This window comes from Pannonibacter sp. I15F10I1, from assembly GCF_900185665.1.
Classification (GTDB): Bacteria; Pseudomonadota; Alphaproteobacteria; order Rhizobiales; family Stappiaceae; genus Pannonibacter; species Pannonibacter indicus.
Map to the genome: position 1 here is coordinate 12,793 of NZ_FYAN01000017.1, position 20,040 is coordinate 32,832.

The following is a 20,040-nucleotide window of genomic DNA, read 5'->3' on the forward strand; positions in this document are numbered from 1 at the left end:
ATTTGAAATTTTGTGATATTTCACGACATATCAATCAGGCCTCCGGGAGGGAGGTCTTGTTGAAATGGGAGGAAATCAAATGACTATTTTCCGCACCGGTCTTGCCGGAGCAGTTGCGCTTGGCCTCACCGTAATAGCGCCAGCAGCCAGCCAGGCCGCAGACGCCACGACACTGCAATTCCAGACGCACCACAGTGCATCATCGCTTCAGGGCCAGGCGCTGCTGCGCTTCGCCGACCTTGCAAACAAGATGTCCGGCGGCACACTGCAGGTTAACATGCTCACGGACTCCTCCGTGGTGAAGGCATCGGAAGCCTTCGAGGCAGCGGCAACCGGCATTATCGACGGAGATGCAACCGGCGCCGGCTATGTCACCGGCAAGAACCCCGCATTCCAGTTTTATGGCGACGTGATGGGCGGCTATTCCACGCCCTACCAGATCCTCGGCTGGTACAAGAATGCCGGCGGGCTGGAGCTTGCCAACGAGCTCTACGAACAGTTCAACATGCATCTGATCGGCACCTTCGTCGCCACGCCGGAGTCGCTGGGCTCGACCACATCGCTCGCCGGCATTGAAGATCTGAAGGGCTGGAAGTTCCGCTCGCCCCCGGGCATGGAATCGGAAATCTTCCAGAAGCTGGGCGCCGCTCCCGTGGTCATGCCATTCGGTGAAGTGTTCACCGCCATGACCTCGGGCACCGTGTCCGGTGCCGATGCCTCGACCCTGGCCGTCAACAAGGGGCTCGGCCTCTATGATGTCGGCAAGTTCGCAACCTACCCCGGCTTCCATTCCATGCCGATCGAGCATGTGACGATCAATCTCGACAAGTGGAACTCCCTGACGGACGAGCAGAAGCAGATCCTGCAGTCGGCAATCGACACGATTGCCATCGAGGTGGCCACCCAGTCGGAAATCAATGACAAGAAGGCCGCTGCCGAACTCACCGCCGCCGGGGTCACCCTTCAGGACTGGAGCGAAGCCGACCGCCTGGCCTTCCGCAAGGTGGCTCAGGAAGTCTGGGCAGACTGGGCAACCCGCAGTCCCGAAGCTCAGGCTGCATATGATTCCCACGTGGCCTACATGAAGTCGCTCGGCATCCTCGACTGATCCGCCGCTGACTGCCTCAGAAGAAGCGGGCTGGCGGTTTCACAGTTGCCGCCCAGCCCGCCTCATCCGGTTCTGCCCAGGCCTTGCACAGGCTCAGGCAGACCTTTGCGGCCGCTCTTTGCCTTCAGCCAGACGAGGATATCATGCCGGCTCCATCCGAAAATCCTGATCCAAAGTTCTCCCCGAAGGCGGCGCTGCTGGCCTCTCCCCTGCTCGTGATCGTTGCCATCACGCTTTACGAGGTGGCGGCGCGCTATCTCTTCGGCAGTCCCACGGCCTGGGTCAATGAAATGGCCCTGTTCCTGTCCGCGCTCGTCTATCTGGTGGCGGGCGTCTACGTCATGGCGCTGGATGACCATTTGCGGATCTCGGTCATCTATGACGCTGTTCCGCGCCCCGTCCGCCGCGTCTTCGATGTCATAACCCTGGCCGCAACTCTGGTCTTCTGCGGTGGCCTTGCCTATTTCGGCGCACCGACGGCCTGGCGGGCCCTCGTCACCTTCGAGCGGTTCGGCACCGCCTGGAACCCGCCCATTCCGGCCATCGTCAAACCCTTTGTCGTCGTCGCGGCGGCCCTGATGGCTGTCCTTGCAATCATCAACTTCCTGCGCGCCAGCCGGCACCCCCGGCCCGGCAGCGGCCGGATCGATTGAGGCTGCCATGACCATTCTGACAATCTCGATCATCCTGCTCCTTGGCATCTTCGCTCTGATGGCCGTGGGTGTGCCGCTGGCCTTTGCCGCCGGCTCGCTGGCCATGGTGGTTGCCTATCTCAAGTTCGGCCTGCCGGTGCTCGCCATTGCGCACAAGACCGTCTACGGCCTTGCGACCGAATACAGTTTCCTCTCCGTGCCGATGTTCATCCTGATGGCATCGCTGCTGGAACGGTCCCGGCTGGCGCGCGATCTCTATGATGCGCTGAACAGTATTTTCGGCCGGATCCGCGGCGGCATCGGCTATGTCACTCTGGTGATTTCCGTCCTTCTGGCGGCGATCAGCGGCATCATCGGTGGCGAGATCGTGCTGCTCGGGCTTGTTGCCCTGCCGCAGATGCTGCGCCTCAAATACGACCGCAACCTTGCCATCGGCATCGTTTGCGCGGGCGGATCACTCGGCACCATGATCCCGCCGTCGATTGTGCTGATCGTCTACGGACTGACCGCGAATGTTTCGGTTCACCAGCTCTTCCTTGGGTCATTCCTGCCCGGCTTCCTGCTGGCGGCCTTTTATCTCGTCTATATCGCCATCCGCTGCTGGCTGGATCCTTCGGCAGCGCCCAAGCCCGCGGAAACCAGACAGGTTCCGTTCTCCTGGCCTGTCTTCCTGCGCGGCGTCCTGCCCACCGCCATCCTCATCTTCACCGTTTTCGGCTGCATCTACGGCGGCATCACCTCGATCACCGAGGCGGCAAACATCGCCGTTGGCATGACGCTGGTGATCATTGCGGTGCGCGGAGAGCTGAGCCTGCCCATGCTGGCGCAAGCCCTCACCCAGACGCTGCGCGCCTGCGGCATCATCCTCTGGGTCACCTTTGGCGCCGCCGTCATGGTCGCGATCTACAATCTGTCCGGCGGACAGAGGTTCGTGACGGAGCTGATCCTTGGGCTGAACATCTCTCCGCTTCTCACCATCCTGCTGATGATGACGATCTTCATCGTGCTCGGCATGTTCATGGACTGGATCGGCATCCTGCTGCTGTGCATGCCCATCTTCGTGCCAATCGTTGCTGCGCTCGGCTACGATCCGGTGTGGTTCGGCGTGCTCTTCTCCGTCACCATGCAGGTATCGTTCCTGTCTCCCCCCTTCGGGCCGGCCGCCTTCTATCTGCGCAGCGTCGCTCCCCCCGGCATCACCCTCCCCGTGATCTACAGGGCTCTGTGGCCATTCATCCTGATCCAGCTGTTCATGCTGGGCCTGCTGCTGGCCTTCCCCGGGATCTCGCTTCTCCTTCCCAATCTCGCACGCTGATGTGCTGCGGAGCTTTCCGATGAAAATAACTGCGATCATGACCTACCGCCTCGAAGAGTTTGCCAACGTCCTGTGGGTTCATGTCGAAACGGATGCGGGCATCACGGGCCTGGGTGAAACCTTCTATGGCGCGGGTGCCGTCGAAGCCCATATTCACGACACCCTGGCCGGCCGCCTGCTCGGCAAAAACCCGCTGCACATCGAAGCCCTGCACAAGGAAATGGTGTCGCTGCCGATGGCCCAGTCCTCGACCGGCGCCGAGTACCGGGCAGCCTCTGCCATCGACATTGCCCTGTGGGACATCTTCGGCAAGGTCTGCGGCCTGCCGGTGCACCAGATGCTGGGCGGGCAGTGCTGGGACAAGATCCGCGTCTACAACACCTGCGCCGGCTACCGCTATGTGCGGACCAACAACATCAAGCCGGTCTCCAACTGGAACCTTGGCGATGACGAAGGCCCCTATGAGGATCTCGTCGGCTTCATGACCCGGGCGGACGCCCTGGCGGAGAACCTGCTGGAACAGGGCATCACGGCCATGAAGATCTGGCCGTTCGATCCCCATGCCCAGGAAACCCGCGGCCAGTACATCACCGCCGAACAGATGAAGGCCGCCATCGAGCCCTTCGAGAGGATCCGCAAGGCCGTTGGCGACAAGATGGAGATCATGGTCGAGTTCCATTCGCTGTGGAACCTGCCCACCGCCAAGAAGATCGCCAAGGCGCTCGAGCCCTATTCCCCGACCTGGTACGAAGACCCGATCCGGATGAACTCCGCCCAGGCGCTCGGCGAATTCGCCGCATCCACGGACGTGTGGACCTGCGCCAGCGAAACCCTCGGCTCTCGCTGGCCCTACAAGGACATGCTCGACCAGAACGCCACTCACGTGGTCATGGTTGACCTGTGCTGGACGGGCGGCCTGACGGAAGGCCGCAAGATCGCAGCACTGGCCGAAACCTGGCACCGCCCCTTCGCCCCGCATGACTGCATCGGCCCTGTCGGCTTCGCGGCTGCCATTCACATGTCCTTCAGCCAGCCCAACACGCTCATTCAGGAGTCCGTCCGCGCCTTCTATCGCGGCTGGTACAACGAGCTCGTCACCGCCGTGCCGAAAATCGAAAACGGCTATGTCTATCCGATGGAAGGGCCGGGGCTTGGCGTCGAGCTGCTGCCTTCCTTCTTCAACCGCCCGGATCTGAGCGGCCGCACCTCGGTCCTCTGAGCCTGACTGCCAGCGTTGCAACACGGAACCTGCCATGACCCTTTTTGACCTGACCGGGCGTACAGCCCTCGTCACCGGCTCTTCCCGCGGCCTCGGGCTCGCAATCGCAACCGGTCTTGCGCAGGCCGGGGCTTCGCTGATCCTGAACGGGGTTAACGCAGGCCGTCTTGAGGCCACCGCCGAAACGCTGCGGGCCGCCGGGCACTCTGTCCGCACGGCCGCATTCGATGTCACGGATGAGGCAGCCGTCACCGCTGCTTTCGAGGCCTTCGACCGCGACGGGATTGCGATAGACATTCTCGTCAACAATGCCGGCATCCAGCTGCGCAAGCCGATCGTCGAGCTCTCCACGGCGGAATGGCAGAAGGTGATGGACACCAACCTCACCAGCGCCTTCGTGGTGGGCCGGGAAGCGGCAAAACGCATGATCGCGCGCAAGAGCGGCAAGATCATCAACATCGGCTCACTGACCAGTGAGCTGGCCCGGGCAACCGTTGCGCCCTACACGGTGGCCAAGGGCGGCATCAAGATGCTGACCCGCGCCATGACAGCGGAATGGGCCGAACATGGCATTCAGGTCAATGCCATCGGCCCAGGCTACATGCTCACCGACATGAACGAGGCTCTGATCAACAACCCCCAATTCGACGGCTGGGTGAAGGGCCGCACGCCAGCACGCCGCTGGGGCAAGCCCGAGGAGCTGGCCGGCACCGCCGTCTATCTGGCGTCTGCGGCGTCCAACTACGTCAGCGGCCAGATCATCTATGTCGATGGCGGCATGATCTCGGTCCTCTAGAGCCAGGAAAATCATCATGCGCGCTATCGTCGCTCATCAGCCCCATGACCTTCGCATCGAGGAGCGGCCTGCGGCAGCAAGGCCTGGACCGGGCGAAGTTCGGGTGCAGATCACCCGGGGCGGCATCTGCGGCTCCGACCTGCATTATTATCACCATGCCGGGTTCGGAACGGTCCGGCTGAAGGAACCGATGATCCTCGGCCACGAAGTTGCCGGTCGCATCGTTGAGACAGGCAGCGGGATAACCTGTGTGGCAGCAGGCGATCAGGTGGCGGTCAATCCCAGCATGCCTTGCGGACATTGCCACTTCTGCCTGAGGGACCAGCGCAACCAGTGCCTCGACATGCGCTTCTTCGGCAGTGCCATGCGCTTTCCGCATGTGCAGGGGCTTTTCCGGGACGAAGTGACGCTGCCGGTAGAGCAGGTCTTCAAGGTTCCGGCAGCGCTCGACCCCGGCCTTGCCGCCTGTGCCGAGCCGTTTGCCGTCTGCCTGCATGCGGCCGCAGGGGCCGGATCGCTCCTCGGGAAATCCGTGCTCGTCTCCGGCTGCGGCCCGATCGGCAATCTGGTGATTGCCGCCGCAAGGCATGCCGGAGCGGCAGAAATCACGGCTGCGGACCTTGCCGGTGTCCCGCTTGCAATCGCGGCAAGTCTTGGCGCCAGCCGGACCTTGAACCTTGCCGCAGCACCGGAGGCTCTTGCCCCTTTTGCGGAACGCAAGGGCCTGTTCGACGTGGTGTTCGAATGCTCCGGCAGCGCCAAAGCGCTGGCCACGGCGCTGGATGTTGTCCGTCCGGGCGGCACACTGATCGCCGTTGGTCTTGGCGGCGATATCCCGCTGCCGCTCAACCTCGTTGTGGCCAAGGAAGTCATCCTCAAGGGCAGCTTCCGCTTTGATGCGGAATTTGCCTGGGCCGTGCAGCTCATCTCCAGCGGCGCGGTCGATCTGTCCCCGCTGATTTCCGCAACACTTCCCGCCGGAGAGGCCGATGCCGCCTTCAGACTGGCCTCCGACCGCAGTCAGTCGATGAAAGTGCAACTGGCTTTCAACAACTGACCAGCCCCTTGCCACTGCCTATCCGCCAAGAATGGACGCTTCCCATGAAAATCGTGTTCCACGGCCAGAATGCCTGCAGTTTCGTCCCGGGCTTTACCAATTTGCTCTCTGAAACGCATGAGATCATCGAGCTGCCGGATTCACTGGCGGCAGAGGCAGACCGGCAGGCCTATGCCTCCGCCGATGTGATCATCGGCGTGCAGCTGACGGCGGACATGCCGGTTCCGGCATCGCTGAAGCTCTATCAGCTGCCGGGCGCAGGCTATGACGGCATCGACCGGGGCCATGTGCCGGAAGGCGCGGCCCTGTGCAATTGCTTCGGTCATGATGCGGCCATCGCGGAATATGTCATGGCCGCCCTGCTGCTGCGCCATGTGCCGCTGGCCGATGCGGACCAGCGTTTGCGCAAGGGGGACTGGGCCTACCGCTCCGGCGGGACAGATGCGCTGCGCACCGAGCTCGGCGATCAGACCATCGGCCTGATCGGCTTCGGCCACATCGGCAAGACGATTGCCGCCCGCGCCAAGGCTTTCGGCATGGAGGTCATCGTCGCCAACCGGTCCACACCGCAGGACACGGACCTGTTCGGCCGCCACTATCCCCTGTCCGCCTTGGCTGAGTTTGCAGGCGCGGCGGATGTGATCGTCAACACCCTGCCCTTCACACCACAGACGGCAGGTCTGGTCGATGCGTCCGTCATTGGCGCGATGCGGCCTGAGGGAGTGATCGTCAACGTCGGGCGTGGCCCGGTCATTGACGAAAAGGCTCTCTATGACGCCCTCGCGGAACGGCGAATCGGCGGTGCCATCATCGACACATGGTATGTCTATCCGGACGGCAGCACGCCCAATCCACACCCCTCAGCCTATCCGTTCCATGAGCTGGCTAACGTGGTGATGACGCCGCACATGTCCGGCTGGACCCATGGCACGGTCAACCGCCGCCGCGTGGCCATGGCAGACAACATCAACCGGCTGACCGCAGGCAAGCCGCTGGAAAACACCATCCCTATACGGTGAGACAGAGGCAGCAGAACCTGCGTTCCCCGCCGCGGACACACCAACGCCGCCCCTGCTAACCGGCAGCGGGCGGCGTTCTTGTAATCAGAACCCTGAAATCAGCTGCCGCCGGCCAGAATCCGTTCCAGCTGCGGCAGGAACACGCGTTCGTAGCTTTCGGGCGAAAGCGGGCCGATGAACTTGTAGCGGATCACGCCCTTGCCATCGACCACATAGGTCTCCGGCACACCATAGACGCCCCATTCGATGGCCGCGCGGCCACCGGCATCGGCGCCCACCTTGTCATAAGGGTTGCCGAGCGCGCCGAGGAAGCGGCGGGCGTTTTCGGGCTGGTCCTTGTAGTTGATCCCGTACATCCGGAAACGGCCATCCTTCGCCATTTCCTCCAGCACCGGGTGCTCCTGACGGCAGGGCACACACCAGGAGGCGAAGACATTGACCACGGACACGCCGCCATCCAGATCAGCCGCCGCGATGCCGGGCACGGGCACGCCCTTGTCCATCAGGCCTTCCACCGCAGGAAGTTCCATGCGGGGGGCCGGCTTGTTGAGCAGGGCCGAAGGCAGTTCGGACGGATCGCGCCCGAAGAACATCTGGAACAGGAACAGCACCGCCAGCGCGGCGAAGACCACCAGCGGCAGCAGTGCGAAAACGGGAATGCGGCGGCGCGGGCCCGCATCCGGCTTGACGGTGGAAGACTGGTCCGGCGCGCTCATTGGCCCTGCGTCCCTGCTGCCGTGCGGCGGCGCACCCCTTGCGCCTCCAGCGCCCTGAGATCCGCATTCAGCCGCCGCCGGTCCAGCCACACCCAGCCGGTGAGGCCGAGCACAACGCCAAGGCAAATGACGAAGGAGGCAATGATGAAGCCCGCGTGGGGGCCAAGGTCGAAGGCAGCCATGCTCACCTCACTCCGCCGCGACAGGGGTTGCGGCGCTGGCGCCCGCCGGGCGCACGGCGGCAGCCCGCATGCGCAGCGCCCGCACCCGCCGCCGCAAGATTTCGTTGATCATCGCATGGGCATGCAGCACCAGGAACAGCAGCGTGAAGGCTGCCGCCATCACCATCAGCGGCCACAGCAGATCCGGATGGATCGTCGGCCCGTCCATGCGGATGACGCTGGCCGGCTGGTGCAGCGTGTTCCACCAGTCGACGGAGAATTTGATGATGGGCAGGTTGATGACCCCGGCCAGCGTCAGCACGGCCGCAGCCTTGCCCGCCCGGATCGGATCATCCATCGTCCGCCACAGGGCCATGAGACCCAGATACATGATGAAGAGCACCAGAACCGAGGTCAGGCGCGCATCCCACACCCAATAGGTGCCCCACATGGGCTTGCCCCAGAGCGAGCCGGTGATCAGCGCCATGAAAGTGAAGGCAGCCCCCAGTGGCGCTGCCGCCTTGGCCGAGACATCGGCCAGCGGATGCTTCCACACCAGCGTGCCGAGGGCAGACAGGGCCATGACCGAATAGCACATCATCGACAGCCAGGCGGCCGGTACGTGGATATACATGATCCGCACCGTGTCGCCCTGCTGGTAATCCTCCGGCGCCACGAAGAAGGTCATGTAGAGCCCGATGGCAAACAGCAGCACACACAGGCCCGTTGCCCAAGGCAGGATAGCCCGGGCAAGGCTCATGAAACGGGTCGGGTTCGCCAGATCAACAAGTGCCATGGAATGGTTCTAATCCCTCTCACCCGCCGCTGCAATGCAAGGCCGCAGGTCCGCTCTCTATGCCTCAAGGGTTTTCGCATTGCCTTGCGCTGGGTCAAGCCCCCATCTGACCGCAATCACGAAAGCGTCATGCCCTGACGGGTTCAATCCGCCGCAAAGCGCAGCGCGGCCGCAGCCGCCACCGGCCCGAGAACGGCGGAGAACAGCGTCAGCGCGCAGAGAATGAGGAACGGCGTCATGAAGGGCACGGGGTCATTCACGGCAGCATCCGCCGCGCTCACGCCGAAGATCAGCACCGGGATCGTCAGCGGCACCACCAGCACCGCGAGCAGCAGCCCGCCCCGGCGCAGCGACACGGTCAGCGCCGCGCCGATGGCTCCGATCAGGGTCAGAGCGGGAGTGCCTACCAGCAGCGTCAGCGTCACCGCCCCCATGGCCACCGGCCCGAGATTGAGGAAAACCGCCAGCACGGGCGCCGCCAGCACCAGCGGCAGGCCGGTCGCCACCCAATGGGCAAGGCACTTGCCCAGCACCACCAGTTCCAGCGGCTGGCCGGCCATCAGCATCAGATCGAGCGAGCCGTCATCCCGGTCGGCCTGAAACAGCCGGTCGAGCCCCAGCAGCGCCGACAGCAGCGCGCCGATCCACAGGATCGCCGGGCCGATGCGGGACAGGAGATTGAGATCCGGCCCGACGCCAAAGGGAATGACCGTGACCACGGCCAGAAAGAACAGCACGCCGATCAGCGCCCCGCCGCCAACCCGGATGGCCAGGCGGAATTCACGGGCAACGAGGGCAAGGAACCAGCCGCTCATGCCTCTTCTCCCTCATCTGCGGTCTCATCACCCTGCTCTGGCGCAGCCAGATGCAGCGCATCGGCGGGATGCAGCGCAAGCTCGGAATGGGTGGCGGTGATGATCTGACCGCCTGCGGCCAGATGCGCGTTCATGAAACCGAGAAGCTGCGCTTCGGAGGCCTTGTCGAGGGCCGAGGTCGGCTCATCCATCAGCCAGATGGGGCGCGGCGTCACGAACAGCCGCGCCAGCGCCAGCCGCCGGGTCTGGCCCGCCGACAGATAGGCCGCGGGCAGGTTCGCCGTATGGCCGATGCCGAGCCGGTCGAGAATATCCAGCGGCTCCAGCACCTCGCCGTCAAAGCCCTCCGGCCGGGCCGGGGCCATGAAACTGCGCCAGAACTCAAGGTTTTCCAGCACGCTCAGGGCACGCTTCACTGCGCTTTCATGGCCGAAATAATGTGCGTGTTCGGCCAGGCTGCGCTCGCTGGCACCGCCTTCCAGCGTCAGCTTGCCCTCGCTTACCGGCACAAGGCCCGCCAGTGTGCGCAGCAGCGTCGACTTGCCGACACCATTGGCCCCGGTGATGACCAGCGCCCGGCCCGCCTCAAGCTCAAAGCCCAACCCGGCAAACACCCGGCGCCCGCCCCGGTCCACGGCAAGTTTGTCGGCAATCAGTTTCAGGGGACAGCTCCGCGCTTCATTCCGGTCCTTGTTAGGATGCCCCCCGGACGATGGCAAGCAGCTAGAACTGCGTAGAGAGAGGGCAGAGCTGTGCCTCACAACACAACGGCCGCCCGTCTGGGTCAGATCCGATAGGATCCTCACCGGACGGGCGGCCGCTGAAAGTCAGGCCATCAGAGGCTCAGATGCCTCTGGCGGCTCAGAAGTGAACCGAGCGCGCCGTTGCCAGCTTTTCGACCGGCGGGGAGAACTTGGTCAGGTCAATCCCTTCCACGGCCTGCTTGTACTCGTCCACGTTGGGCGTGCGGCCCAGAACGGCGGCGAGCACCACCACGGGGGTGGAGGCGAGCAGGGATTCGCCCTTCTTCTCGGTGCTGTCTTCCACCACGCGGCCCTGGAACAGGCGGGTGGAGGTGGCCAGAACCGTGTCGCCCTTCTCGGCCTTTTCCTGGTTGCCCATGCAGAGGTTGCAGCCCGGACGCTCCAGATAGAGGATGTTTTCGTACTGGGTACGGGCCTTGTTCTTCGGCGCGCTGTCGTCGAATTCGAAGCCGGAGTACTTCTGCAGCACTTCCCAGTCACCTTCGGCCTTCAGCTCGTCGATGATGTTGTAGGTCGGGGCTGCCACCACGAGCGGAGCCTTGAACTCGACGGTGCCATGCACCTTTTCGAGGTTCTTCAGCATCTGCGCGACGATCTTGATGTCGCCCTTGTGCACCATGCACGAGCCAACGAAGCCGAGATCGACCTTCTTCTCGCCGCCGTAATAGGACACGGGGCGGATGGCGTCGTGGGTGTAGCGCTTGGACACATCCGGGTTGTTGACATCCGGGTCGGCGATCATCGGCTCATCGATCTGGTCGAGATCGACAACGACTTCGGCGAAGTACTTGGCGTTCTCGTCCGGAGCCAGCGCCGGCTTTTCGCCGGAGCGGATTTCGGCGATGCGCTTGTCGGCCTTGGCGATCAGGCCCTTCAGAACCTGAGCGTCATTGTCCATGCCCTTGTCGATCATCACCTGGATGCGCGACTTGGCCAGTTCCAGCGAGCCGATCAGCGTCTCGTCATCGGAGATGCAGATGGAGGCCTTGGCCTTCATTTCTGCGGTCCAGTCGGTGAAGGTGAAGGCCTGGTCGGCCAGCAGGGTGCCGATATGCACTTCGATGACGCGGCCCTGGAAGACGTTGTCGCCGAACTGGCTCAGCATCTGGGCCTGGGTGGCATGCACCACATCGCGGAAGTCGACGTGATCCTTCATGGAGCCCTTGAAGGTCACCTTGACGGAATCGGGGATCGGCATGGTGGCTTCGCCGGTGGCAAGAGCCAGCGCCACGGTGCCCGAGTCAGCGCCGAAGGCGACGCCCTTGGACATGCGGGTGTGGCTGTCGCCGCCGATGATGATGTCCCAGTCATCCACGGTGATGTCGTTCAGCACCTTGTGGATCACGTCCGTCATGGAGTGATAGACGCCCTTCGGGTCACGGCCGGTGATCAGGCCGAACTTGTGCATGAAGCTCATCAGTTTCGGGATGTTGGCCTGTGCCTTCAGATCCCAGACCGAAGCCGTGTGGCAGCCGGACTGATAGGCGCCGTCCACCAGCGGCGAAATGACGGTGGCCGCCATCGCTTCCAGTTCCTGTGCGGTCATCAGACCGGTGGTGTCCTGCGAGCCGACGATGTTGACGCGCACGCGCACGTCGGAACCGGCATGCAGCACCTTGCCCGGCGCAACGCCAACCGCATTGCGGTTGAAGATCTTCTCCACCGCCGTCAGGCCCTGGCCCGGATGGGAGACTTCCTTGGCCGGAGAGAACACCAGCGGCGCTTCAACGCCCAGCGTTTCGGCCGCAAAGGTCTGCAGCTTCTTGCCGAAAACGATGGCATAGGAGCCACCGGCACGCATGGATTCCATCTTCTGCGGACGGAAGGACGCGGACAGATCGGCCAGCTCTTCCTTGCCGTCTTCGCTGTAGAGCTTCTTGGACTTGCTGTTGATCTTCAGCACGGTGCCGGTGTCGACCGAGTACTTCTGCACCAGAATCGGGTTGCCGGCATTGTCGATGACCGGCTTGCCCTCGTCATCCAGCTTCTTGACCCAGTTCTTCAGGTCGACGCCGATGCCGCCCGTCACGTCGACGGTGGTCAGGAAGATCGGCGAGATGCCGTTGGTGCCGGCCACGATGGGGGCAATGTTGACGAAGGGAACATAGGGGCTCGCCTGCTTGCCGGTCCACAGCGCCACGTTGTTGACGCCCGACATGCGCGAGGAGCCGACGCCCATCGTGCCCTTTTCGGCGATCAACATGACGCGCTTGTCCGGATGCTGCGCCTGCAGGGCGCGGATCTCGGCCTGGGCGGCTTCGGAGATCATGCACTTGCCGTGCAGCTCGCGGTCCGAGCGCGAATGCGCCTGGTTGCCCGGCGACAGCAGGTCGGTGGAGATATCGCCTTCCGCGGCGATATAGGTGACGACCTTGATCTCTTCCTCGACCTCGGGAAGCTTGGTGAAGAACTCGGCCTTGACGTAGCTCTCCAGAATGTCCTTGGCGACCGGATTGCCGGCCTCGAAGGCGGCCTTCAGACGGTCGGTGTCGGCGGCATAGAGGAAGACCTGGGTCTTCAGAACTTCGGCAGCGTCACGGGCGATGGAGGCATCCTCGCCCAGCGCCAGATCCAGAAGCACGGCGATGGACGGGCCGCCCTTCATGTGGGACAGCAGCTCGAAGGCGAAGGCGCGGGAGATTTCCGGCACCACCTCGGTTCCCAGGATGATCTCCTTCAGGAACCGGGACTTTTCGCCAGCAGCGCTCGTCGTGCCGGGAATGGTGTTGTAGATGAAGAACTGCAGCGAATCGGCGCGGTGCGCGCTGCCCGTGTCCTTGATATTGGCAATCACCTCGGCGAGGAGCGCGGCATCCTCGATCGGCTTGGGGTGAAGGCCCTGACCCTTGCGGGCTTCGATCTCGGCGAGATAGTCGGTGTAAAGGCTCATGGTGATCCCGGAATCCCTTGTTGGTCAGTGCCAACCTCCGGATCGCGGTCACTTCTGGCGGGCCGGGGCAAGCGGGCTGAGTGTTATTTTTCAGCGCGGTATACAATAGTATGCAATGTCATTCAAGCGCTTTCCATCACCCATAAACTGAATGCGGGCCTTTGTCCTTGACCCCTGTTGCCCTTTGAAAAATAAACCCAATATCTGATGTCAAAGCCTTTCACTGCGAGGCGTCCCGAAGGTCGGCCCAAAGGGTTGAAACAACGCCAGCAGACCGGCTCCAGTTGCAGATGCTGCGGGCATGACTCGCCGCAAAAGCCAAAACCGGCTATAGGGGCAGCATGCAGCAGCCTCCGGCCTGCCCGCCTGCGGGCAGCGGCGGGGACTGTGCGGCACCAAAGGCGAGGCCCGGCAAGAGGCCAGTCAGATCCGGCAACGGCCGGGACCAGAGATCTTTAATCCTCCGGGCAGGCACCATCCCCCCGCCGCGCCCGGTCTTGAGAGGAGAGTGCTCGACGTGACCCAATCCCTCGACAGCTTCAAGTCCAGGAAAACCCTTGAAGTCAACGGCCAGACCTACACCTATTTCTCCATTCCGGACGCCGAGAAGAACGGCCTTGAGGGCGTCTCCCGCCTGCCGAATTCGCTGAAGGTGGTGCTGGAGAACCTGCTGCGCTTTGAAGACAACCGCACGGTGACCGCCGATGACATCCGCGCGGTGGCGCAGTGGCTCGTCACCCGCACTTCCGAACACGAAATCTCCTACCGCCCGGCCCGCGTGCTGATGCAGGACTTCACCGGCGTTCCGGCCGTGGTCGATCTTGCCGCCATGCGCGATGCGGCGGTGAAGCTGGGCGGTGATCCGAAGAAGATCAACCCGCTGGTGCCGGTGGATCTCGTCATCGACCACTCGGTGATGATCGACTATTTCGGCACAAAGGATGCCTTCTCGAAGAACGTGGAGCTGGAATACCAGCGCAACGGCGAGCGCTATGAATTCCTGCGCTGGGGCCAGTCCGCCTTCGACAATTTCCGCGCCGTGCCGCCCGGCACCGGCATCTGCCATCAGGTGAACCTCGAATATCTGGCCCAGACCGTCTGGATCAGGGAAGAGAACGGCGAAACCATCGCCTATCCGGACACGCTGGTGGGCACCGATTCCCACACCACCATGGTCAACGGCCTTGCGGTCCTCGGCTGGGGCGTCGGCGGCATCGAGGCGGAAGCGGCCATGCTCGGCCAGCCGATTTCCATGCTGATCCCGGAAGTCATCGGCTTCAAGCTGACCGGCAAGCTCAATGACGGCATCACCGCAACCGACCTTGTGCTGCGCGTCACCGAGATGCTGCGCAAGAAGGGCGTGGTCGGCAAGTTCGTTGAATTCTACGGCCCCGGCCTCGACAACCTCAGCCTTGAGGATGCCGCCACCATCGCCAACATGGCCCCGGAATATGGCGCGACCTGCGGCTTCTTCCCCGTCGACCGCGAAACCCTTGGCTATCTGAAGGCCACCGGCCGCGATCCGCAGCGCGTTGCTCTTGTCGAGGCCTATTCGAAGGCACAGGGCATGTTCCGCGATGCGGCTTCCCCTGATCCGGTCTTCACCGACACGCTGGAGCTCGACATCTCCACCGTCGTGCCCGCCCTCTCCGGCCCCAAGCGCCCGCAGGACCGCATCAACCTCGATGCCGTCGCCGCAGGCTTTGCCAAGACCATGGCCGACGAGTTCAAGAAGGCGGACGAGCTGTCGCGCCGCGTGCCCGTCGAAGGCCGCAGCCATGACCTTGGCCATGGCGATGTGGTCATCGCCGCCATCACCTCCTGCACCAACACCTCGAACCCGAGCGTGCTGATCGGCGCGGGCCTCGTCGCCCGCAACGCCCGCAGGAAGGGCCTCAAGGTCAAGCCCTGGGTGAAGACCTCGCTGGCACCCGGCTCTCAGGTGGTGACGGATTACCTCCTCAAGGCCGGGCTGCAGGACGATCTCGACGCCCTCGGCTTCACCCTCGCCGGCTATGGCTGCACCACCTGCATCGGCAACTCCGGGCCGCTGGCGCCGGAACTGTCGAAGGCCATCTCGGACAATGACCTCGTCGTCAGCGCCGTGCTCTCGGGCAACCGCAACTTCGAGGGCCGCGTCAATCCGGATGTGCGCGCCAACTATCTGGCCTCGCCGCCGCTCGTCGTGGCCTATGCGATTGCGGGCAACATGAACGTCAATGTTGCCACGGACCCGCTGGGCGAGGATCAGGACGGCAAGCCGGTCTACCTCAAGGACATCTGGCCCTCGACGGAAGAAATCACCCAGATCATCCGTGCCTCGATCGACGATGACATGTTCCGCAAGCGCTATTCGGACGTGTTCAAGGGCGACGAGCACTGGCAGGCGATCAAGGTGGAAGGCGGCATGACCTACAAGTGGCCGGTCTCCTCCACCTACGTGGCCAACCCGCCCTATTTCGAGGGCATGACCATGGAGCCCAAGCCTCTGACGGACATCGAGGGCGCCGCCGTGATGGGCCTGTTCCTCGATTCCATCACCACCGACCACATTTCTCCGGCCGGCAACATCAAGGCCAGCAGCCCGGCGGGCACCTACCTGTCCGAGCATCAGGTTGCCGTTACCGACTTCAACTCCTACGGCGCGCGGCGCGGCAATCACCAGGTGATGATGCGCGGCACCTTCGCCAACATCCGCATCAAGAACCAGATGGTTCCGGGCGTGGAAGGCGGCGTCACCATGAAGGACGGCCAGCAGAAGTGGATCTATGACGCCTGCATGGAATATCAGGAAGCCGGCATCCCGCTGGTGATCTTCGCGGGCAAGGAATACGGCACCGGCTCGTCGCGTGACTGGGCTGCGAAGGGCACCACGCTGCTCGGCGTGCGCGCCGTCATCGCCCAGTCCTTCGAGCGCATCCACCGCTCCAACCTTGTCGGCATGGGCGTCATTCCGCTGACCTTCAAGGAGGGCGAAAGCTGGCAGTCCCATGGCATCACCGGCAAGGAGCGGGTGACGATCAAGGGCATCGCAGACATCACCCCGCGCCAGATGATGAACGTGGAAGTGACCTACGAGGACGGCACGGTGAAAAACATCGAGTGCCTGTGCCGTGTCGATACGCTGGACGAGCTGGAATACATCAAGGCTGGCGGCATCCTGCACTACGTCCTGCGCAACCTCGTGCGCAGCTGATATGGCGTAAACGCAAAACAGAAAGGGCCGCTCCGCATGGGGCGGCCCTTATCTTTGCGCCGCCTCTCCATCGTCATACCGGACGCAGCGAAGCGGAGATCCGGTACCGGTGAGCCGAGGTCTACCGGTTCGAACGCAAACTTGGATGCGAACACCTTATGCGGTGAAAGGCTCAACCCGCCAGCCAAGCCAACTTGCATCCCGGCTCACCGGTCCCGGCTCGCGCTTCGCTTGGCCGGGATGACGATGGAGAGAAATGGTACCACTCCCCCCTACCCCGCCCTCTCCTCCAGCCGCAGCTTATGCCGGGTGCGGGCGAGGTTGAGGGTCTGGTAGAGCTGCGAGGGGGAGATAGGCTTGGGCAGCACGTCATCGAACCCGGCCTGCCGCAGCTTGCGGTCGCCCACCGATTCCAGCGCGGCCGTCACGGCAATCAGCGGCAGACGCGTGCCATCCGGCCCGAGGCGCAGGGCGGCGGCGGTTTCGATGCCGTCCATGCCGGGCATGTGCAGATCCAGCAGCACACCGTCATAGGCCGTTGCTGCCGCCATGTTCACGGCCTGCTGGCCGGTGCCGGCCGCGTCACTGGTCATGGCAAAGGATTCCAGCAGCGCGGCCAGCAGGCGCCGGTTGGTTTCGTTGTCATCGACGATCAGCACATGCGGCCCCGGCTGGGCAGTGCCGCCCTCCGGAGCCCCGCTCCCGCCCGGCAGCGGCAGATGCACGGAGAAACGGCAGCCGCCGCCCGGCGCGTCATCCAGATCCAGCCGCCCGCCAGCAGCCTTCACCACCTCCGCAGCCCCCCAAAGGCCAAGGCCCGAGCTGCTGCCATCCCCCGCCCGTCCGGCCGTCCCGCGCGTGAAAGGGCGGAACAGGCGGCGGCGCTCCATCACGCCGATCCCCGGCCCCGTGTCGGTGATCTCCAGCAAAAGAGTACCGGCCTCCTCACGCAGCACCGCCCGCACCTGCCCGCGCGGGGTGTAGCGGATGGCATTGTCGAGGAGCACGGTTGCCGCACGGCGCAGGGCCATCTGCAGCTCCGGCGGACAGAAAAGCGGCGCCTCCGGCACGCTGACGGCAAGAGGCAGGCCTTTGGCCTTGGCCAGAGGCTCGAACAGACCGGCGACTTCCAGCACCATCCGCCCGGCATCTGCACCCTCCGGCTCGGCCCGCACAGCCTTTGGCAAAGGCGTAAGGCCTGCAGCGGCGCGGCCCTCGTTCAGCACTCCGGCGGTCATGTCTGCGAGGCCATCGATGGCGGCAATGAGCGTTGCCAGACGCACCTGCTGCAGGGGGCTCAGCGGCTCCATGCCGATCAGCTCCGCCGTCAGCCGCATGGCATTGAGCGGCGTGCGCAGGTCATGGGCCATCAGGGCGAGCCGCTGGCTTTCCGGACTGCCCTTCTCCTTACCCGTCATGCTGTTCCCCTGCTGCCAGCTTCATAAGGGCTTCCGGTTGACCGGCAAGCCGTGCCTCTTCTACAGTTGTGCTTGTGATGCGGCTGCGCCGCCCGCCTGAATCGCGCTGTATCATCCCATTGTGTCACGGTGCCTTGGGCTGGTCCATGCGCCGTGCACCCACCGTCCTGCCTTGTCCGCAGCCCTCTGCTGCGCGCCGCTCTGAAATCCGTCCCGGATGCATTCTGGAACCCGCCATGTTCGAGCAGATCCTGACCATCGTTGTCCCCGTTTTCGTGCTTGTCGGGCTCGGCTATCTGGCAGCACGCACGGGCCTGCTGTCCCAGTCCGTGGGCGAAGGGCTCGGCCAGTTCGTCTTCGTGGTGGCGATTCCCTCGCTCATCTTCAAGACGCTGGCAACGGTCTCGATGGATCACGGCTTTCCCTGGGCGCTGTGGGCCGCCTATTTCAGCGGCGTTGCCCTCACCTGGGCCATCGCCACGCTGATCGTGCGCAAGATTTTCGCCCGTGATTCGCGCGCTGGTGTGATAGCCGGCGTTTCCGCCGCCTTTGCCAACACCGTCATGGTCGGCATTCCGCTCGTGTCTTCCGTACTGGGCCCGGATGGCCTGCTGCCGCTGGTGCTGCTGATTTCCGTGCATCTGCCGGTGATGACCATCGTCATCGCCGTGCTGATGGAGCGGGCGGCCGCCGCCGATGGCGCAGGCGGGTCCCAGTCACTCCCGGTACTTCTGAAAAAGATCCTCGCCAGCCTGATGACGAACCCGATCGTCATCGCCATCCTGGCCTCGCTGGTGTGGCGGGTGTTCTCCCTGCCGCTCACGGGCATCCCGGCGGATGTGATCAACCGGCTCTCCTCCACCGCCCTGCCCGTCGCCCTGTTCTCGCTGGGCATGAGCATGGTGCTCTATGGCATCCGCGGCAATCTGGCCCCCGGCATCATCCTGAGTGTGCTGAAGGTTCTGGTGATGCCCGCCATCGTGCTGGTGCTCTGTGCCTATGTTTTCGCCCTGCCGCCGGTCTGGACAGCGGCCATGACGCTGACGGCCGCCTGCCCGACCGGCGTCAATGTCTACATCTTCGCCACCCGTTACGGCACGGGACACGCCATGTCGGCCAATTCCATCACCCTCACCACCGCCGCAGCCGTCGTCACCTGCGGGCTGTGGGTGCTGGCGCTGGACATGCTGGGACTGATCTGACTTCAGATGCCGATCCGGCGGCGCACGTCGTCCACCGTCCACCCGGCAGCGCGCAATTCCCGCAGGGCCGTATGGCCTTCCGATTTCGACAATTTGCGCCCGTCCGCCCCCAGGATCAGCCGGTGATGGTGATAGCGCGGCTCCGGCAGGCCGAGCAAAACCTGCAGCAGCCGGTGCACGGCAGTGGCGTGGAACAGATCCTGCCCCCGCACCACATGCGTCACCCCTTGCAGGGCATCATCCAGCGTGACGGAAAGGTGATAGCTCGTCGGCGTGTCCTTGCGGGCAAGGATGACATCGCCCCAGGCAGCCGGATCAGCCGCAACCGTGCGGCCCAGCCCTTCCTGCCCTTCTTCCTGCCAGAACAACGGCCCCGTCAGAAGGCTCACCGCCTTGCGCATGTCGAGCCGGAGCGCAAAGGGCGCGCCGGATGCCCGGCGGCGGGCAATCTCCGCCTCATCCAGCAAGGCTGCATCGCCGGGATAGAGCGGCGCCCCGTCCGGATCCCGCGGCCAGGGTTTTCCCTGCGCCTCCGTCTCTGCAACGAAGCCCCGGATCTCGGCACGGGTCAGATAGGCCTCATAGATCAGCCCCATCCCCTGCAGCCGGGCAAGAGCTGCGGCATATTCGCCGAAATGCCCGGACTGGCGGCGCGGCGGCTCTTCGTAGGCAAAGCCGATCCAGTGGAGATCCTCCAGCATCGCCGCTTCCAGCGCAGGCGTGCAGCGGGCGGTGTCGATGTCCTCGATCCGCAGCAGCATCCGCCCGCCCGCCGCTTGCGCAAGCTGCCGGTTGAGCAGCGCCGACAGGGCGTGCCCCAGATGCAGATACCCGTTGGGGGAAGGCGCGAAGCGGAAAACGGCGGTCATGACGCGTTATGGCAGGGATGCCGAACCGGGAAAAGCCGGTCCGGGC

17 protein-coding genes are annotated in these 20,040 nt (G+C 64.0%); 9 read left to right on the plus strand and 8 right to left on the minus strand.

Annotated elements, in window-relative coordinates:
• The first annotated feature begins 79 nt into the window (after positions 1-79).
• The 7 genes from IF10I1_RS11810 (at position 80) to IF10I1_RS11840 (ending at position 7,167) form a co-directional block, all read left to right on the plus strand.
• Positions 80-1,108, plus strand: a complete 1,029-nt coding sequence (locus IF10I1_RS11810; RefSeq protein WP_094462516.1) for a TRAP transporter substrate-binding protein — start codon at positions 80-82, stop codon at positions 1,106-1,108.
• Between the two features lie 143 nt (positions 1,109-1,251).
• Complete coding sequence (locus IF10I1_RS11815; RefSeq protein WP_058898492.1) at positions 1,252-1,761, plus strand: TRAP transporter small permease subunit; 510 nt, start codon at positions 1,252-1,254, stop codon at positions 1,759-1,761.
• Positions 1,762-1,768: 7 nt separating this feature from the next.
• The gene (locus IF10I1_RS11820) at positions 1,769-3,076 is read left to right on the plus strand and encodes a TRAP transporter large permease subunit (RefSeq protein WP_186415054.1); all 1,308 of its coding nucleotides are present in this window, start codon (positions 1,769-1,771) and stop codon (positions 3,074-3,076) included.
• 19 nt (positions 3,077-3,095) lie between these two features.
• Positions 3,096-4,295: a mandelate racemase/muconate lactonizing enzyme family protein gene (locus tag IF10I1_RS11825; protein ID WP_186415055.1), complete on the plus strand. Its 1,200-nt coding sequence runs from the start codon at positions 3,096-3,098 to the stop codon at positions 4,293-4,295.
• Between the two features lie 34 nt (positions 4,296-4,329).
• On the plus strand, positions 4,330-5,091 hold the full coding sequence (locus IF10I1_RS11830; RefSeq protein WP_186415056.1) for an SDR family oxidoreductase: 762 nt from the start codon (positions 4,330-4,332) through the stop codon (positions 5,089-5,091).
• Between the two features lie 16 nt (positions 5,092-5,107).
• Entirely contained in the window at positions 5,108-6,148 is a 1,041-nt protein-coding gene (locus IF10I1_RS11835; protein WP_186393111.1) for an L-idonate 5-dehydrogenase, read from the plus strand.
• A gap of 44 nt (positions 6,149-6,192) precedes the next feature.
• Entirely contained in the window at positions 6,193-7,167 is a 975-nt protein-coding gene (locus IF10I1_RS11840) for a 2-hydroxyacid dehydrogenase (RefSeq protein WP_186393112.1), read from the plus strand.
• A 98-nt stretch (positions 7,168-7,265) separates the two neighbouring features.
• Here IF10I1_RS11840 and IF10I1_RS11845 read toward each other — a convergent pair whose 3' ends face one another.
• The 6 genes from IF10I1_RS11845 to IF10I1_RS11870 all read right to left on the minus strand — a co-directional run bounded on the left by IF10I1_RS11845 (position 7,266) and on the right by IF10I1_RS11870 (position 13,309).
• On the minus strand, positions 7,266-7,883 hold the full coding sequence (locus IF10I1_RS11845; protein WP_186393113.1) for a DsbE family thiol:disulfide interchange protein: 618 nt from the start codon (positions 7,881-7,883) through the stop codon (positions 7,266-7,268).
• On the minus strand, positions 7,880-8,065 hold the full coding sequence (ccmD, locus tag IF10I1_RS11850) for a heme exporter protein CcmD (protein WP_186393114.1): 186 nt from the start codon (positions 8,063-8,065) through the stop codon (positions 7,880-7,882). Before ccmD ends, IF10I1_RS11845 begins: the two co-directional genes overlap by 4 nt.
• 7 nt (positions 8,066-8,072) lie before the next feature.
• Positions 8,073-8,840, minus strand: a complete 768-nt coding sequence (locus IF10I1_RS11855) for a heme ABC transporter permease (RefSeq protein WP_050474115.1) — start codon at positions 8,838-8,840, stop codon at positions 8,073-8,075.
• A 143-nt stretch (positions 8,841-8,983) separates the two neighbouring features.
• Complete coding sequence (gene ccmB, locus IF10I1_RS11860) at positions 8,984-9,655, minus strand: heme exporter protein CcmB (RefSeq protein WP_058898483.1); 672 nt, start codon at positions 9,653-9,655, stop codon at positions 8,984-8,986.
• Positions 9,652-10,317: a heme ABC exporter ATP-binding protein CcmA gene (ccmA, locus tag IF10I1_RS11865; protein ID WP_186393143.1), complete on the minus strand. Its 666-nt coding sequence runs from the start codon at positions 10,315-10,317 to the stop codon at positions 9,652-9,654. The genes ccmB and ccmA overlap by 4 nt, the downstream gene beginning before the upstream one ends.
• Before the next feature lie 199 nt (positions 10,318-10,516).
• On the minus strand, positions 10,517-13,309 hold the full coding sequence (locus IF10I1_RS11870) for a bifunctional aconitate hydratase 2/2-methylisocitrate dehydratase (protein ID WP_186393115.1): 2,793 nt from the start codon (positions 13,307-13,309) through the stop codon (positions 10,517-10,519).
• 517 nt (positions 13,310-13,826) lie between these two features.
• Between IF10I1_RS11870 and acnA the strand changes: the two genes are divergently transcribed.
• A complete protein-coding gene (acnA, locus tag IF10I1_RS11875) occupies positions 13,827-16,505 on the plus strand; it encodes an aconitate hydratase AcnA (RefSeq protein WP_186393116.1) in 2,679 nt (892 codons plus the stop codon).
• A 272-nt stretch (positions 16,506-16,777) separates the two neighbouring features.
• Here acnA and IF10I1_RS11880 read toward each other — a convergent pair whose 3' ends face one another.
• Entirely contained in the window at positions 16,778-17,923 is a 1,146-nt protein-coding gene (locus tag IF10I1_RS11880; protein ID WP_186393117.1) for a hybrid sensor histidine kinase/response regulator, read from the minus strand.
• Positions 17,924-18,159: 236 nt separating this feature from the next.
• On the opposite strand from IF10I1_RS11880, the gene IF10I1_RS11885 reads away from it, so the two are divergent.
• The gene (locus IF10I1_RS11885) at positions 18,160-19,125 is read left to right on the plus strand and encodes an AEC family transporter (RefSeq protein ID WP_058898480.1); all 966 of its coding nucleotides are present in this window, start codon (positions 18,160-18,162) and stop codon (positions 19,123-19,125) included.
• A gap of 2 nt (positions 19,126-19,127) precedes the next feature.
• On the opposite strand, the gene gluQRS is transcribed toward IF10I1_RS11885, so the two are convergent.
• Positions 19,128-19,994: a tRNA glutamyl-Q(34) synthetase GluQRS gene (gene gluQRS / locus IF10I1_RS11890; protein ID WP_186393118.1), complete on the minus strand. Its 867-nt coding sequence runs from the start codon at positions 19,992-19,994 to the stop codon at positions 19,128-19,130.
• Positions 19,995-20,040 lie beyond the last annotated feature (46 nt).

Coding starts and splice junctions, on each gene's coding strand:
- IF10I1_RS11880 (WP_186393117.1), bottom strand. CDS start 17,923: ATGACGGGTAAGGAGAAGGGCAGTCCGGAAAGCCAGCGGCTCGCCCTG.
- ccmD (WP_186393114.1), bottom strand. CDS start 8,065: ATGGCTGCCTTCGACCTTGGCCCCCACGCGGGCTTCATCATTGCCTCC.
- IF10I1_RS11830 (WP_186415056.1), top strand. CDS start 4,330: ATGACCCTTTTTGACCTGACCGGGCGTACAGCCCTCGTCACCGGCTCT.
- IF10I1_RS11835 (WP_186393111.1), top strand. CDS start 5,108: ATGCGCGCTATCGTCGCTCATCAGCCCCATGACCTTCGCATCGAGGAG.
- IF10I1_RS11840 (WP_186393112.1), top strand. CDS start 6,193: ATGAAAATCGTGTTCCACGGCCAGAATGCCTGCAGTTTCGTCCCGGGC.
- IF10I1_RS11810 (WP_094462516.1), top strand. CDS start 80: ATGACTATTTTCCGCACCGGTCTTGCCGGAGCAGTTGCGCTTGGCCTC.
- IF10I1_RS11855 (WP_050474115.1), bottom strand. CDS start 8,840: ATGGCACTTGTTGATCTGGCGAACCCGACCCGTTTCATGAGCCTTGCC.
- IF10I1_RS11870 (WP_186393115.1), bottom strand. CDS start 13,309: ATGAGCCTTTACACCGACTATCTCGCCGAGATCGAAGCCCGCAAGGGT.
- IF10I1_RS11885 (WP_058898480.1), top strand. CDS start 18,160: ATGTTCGAGCAGATCCTGACCATCGTTGTCCCCGTTTTCGTGCTTGTC.
- IF10I1_RS11825 (WP_186415055.1), top strand. CDS start 3,096: ATGAAAATAACTGCGATCATGACCTACCGCCTCGAAGAGTTTGCCAAC.
- IF10I1_RS11820 (WP_186415054.1), top strand. CDS start 1,769: ATGACCATTCTGACAATCTCGATCATCCTGCTCCTTGGCATCTTCGCT.
- IF10I1_RS11845 (WP_186393113.1), bottom strand. CDS start 7,883: ATGAGCGCGCCGGACCAGTCTTCCACCGTCAAGCCGGATGCGGGCCCG.
- IF10I1_RS11815 (WP_058898492.1), top strand. CDS start 1,252: ATGCCGGCTCCATCCGAAAATCCTGATCCAAAGTTCTCCCCGAAGGCG.
- ccmB (WP_058898483.1), bottom strand. CDS start 9,655: ATGAGCGGCTGGTTCCTTGCCCTCGTTGCCCGTGAATTCCGCCTGGCC.
- gluQRS (WP_186393118.1), bottom strand. CDS start 19,994: ATGACCGCCGTTTTCCGCTTCGCGCCTTCCCCCAACGGGTATCTGCAT.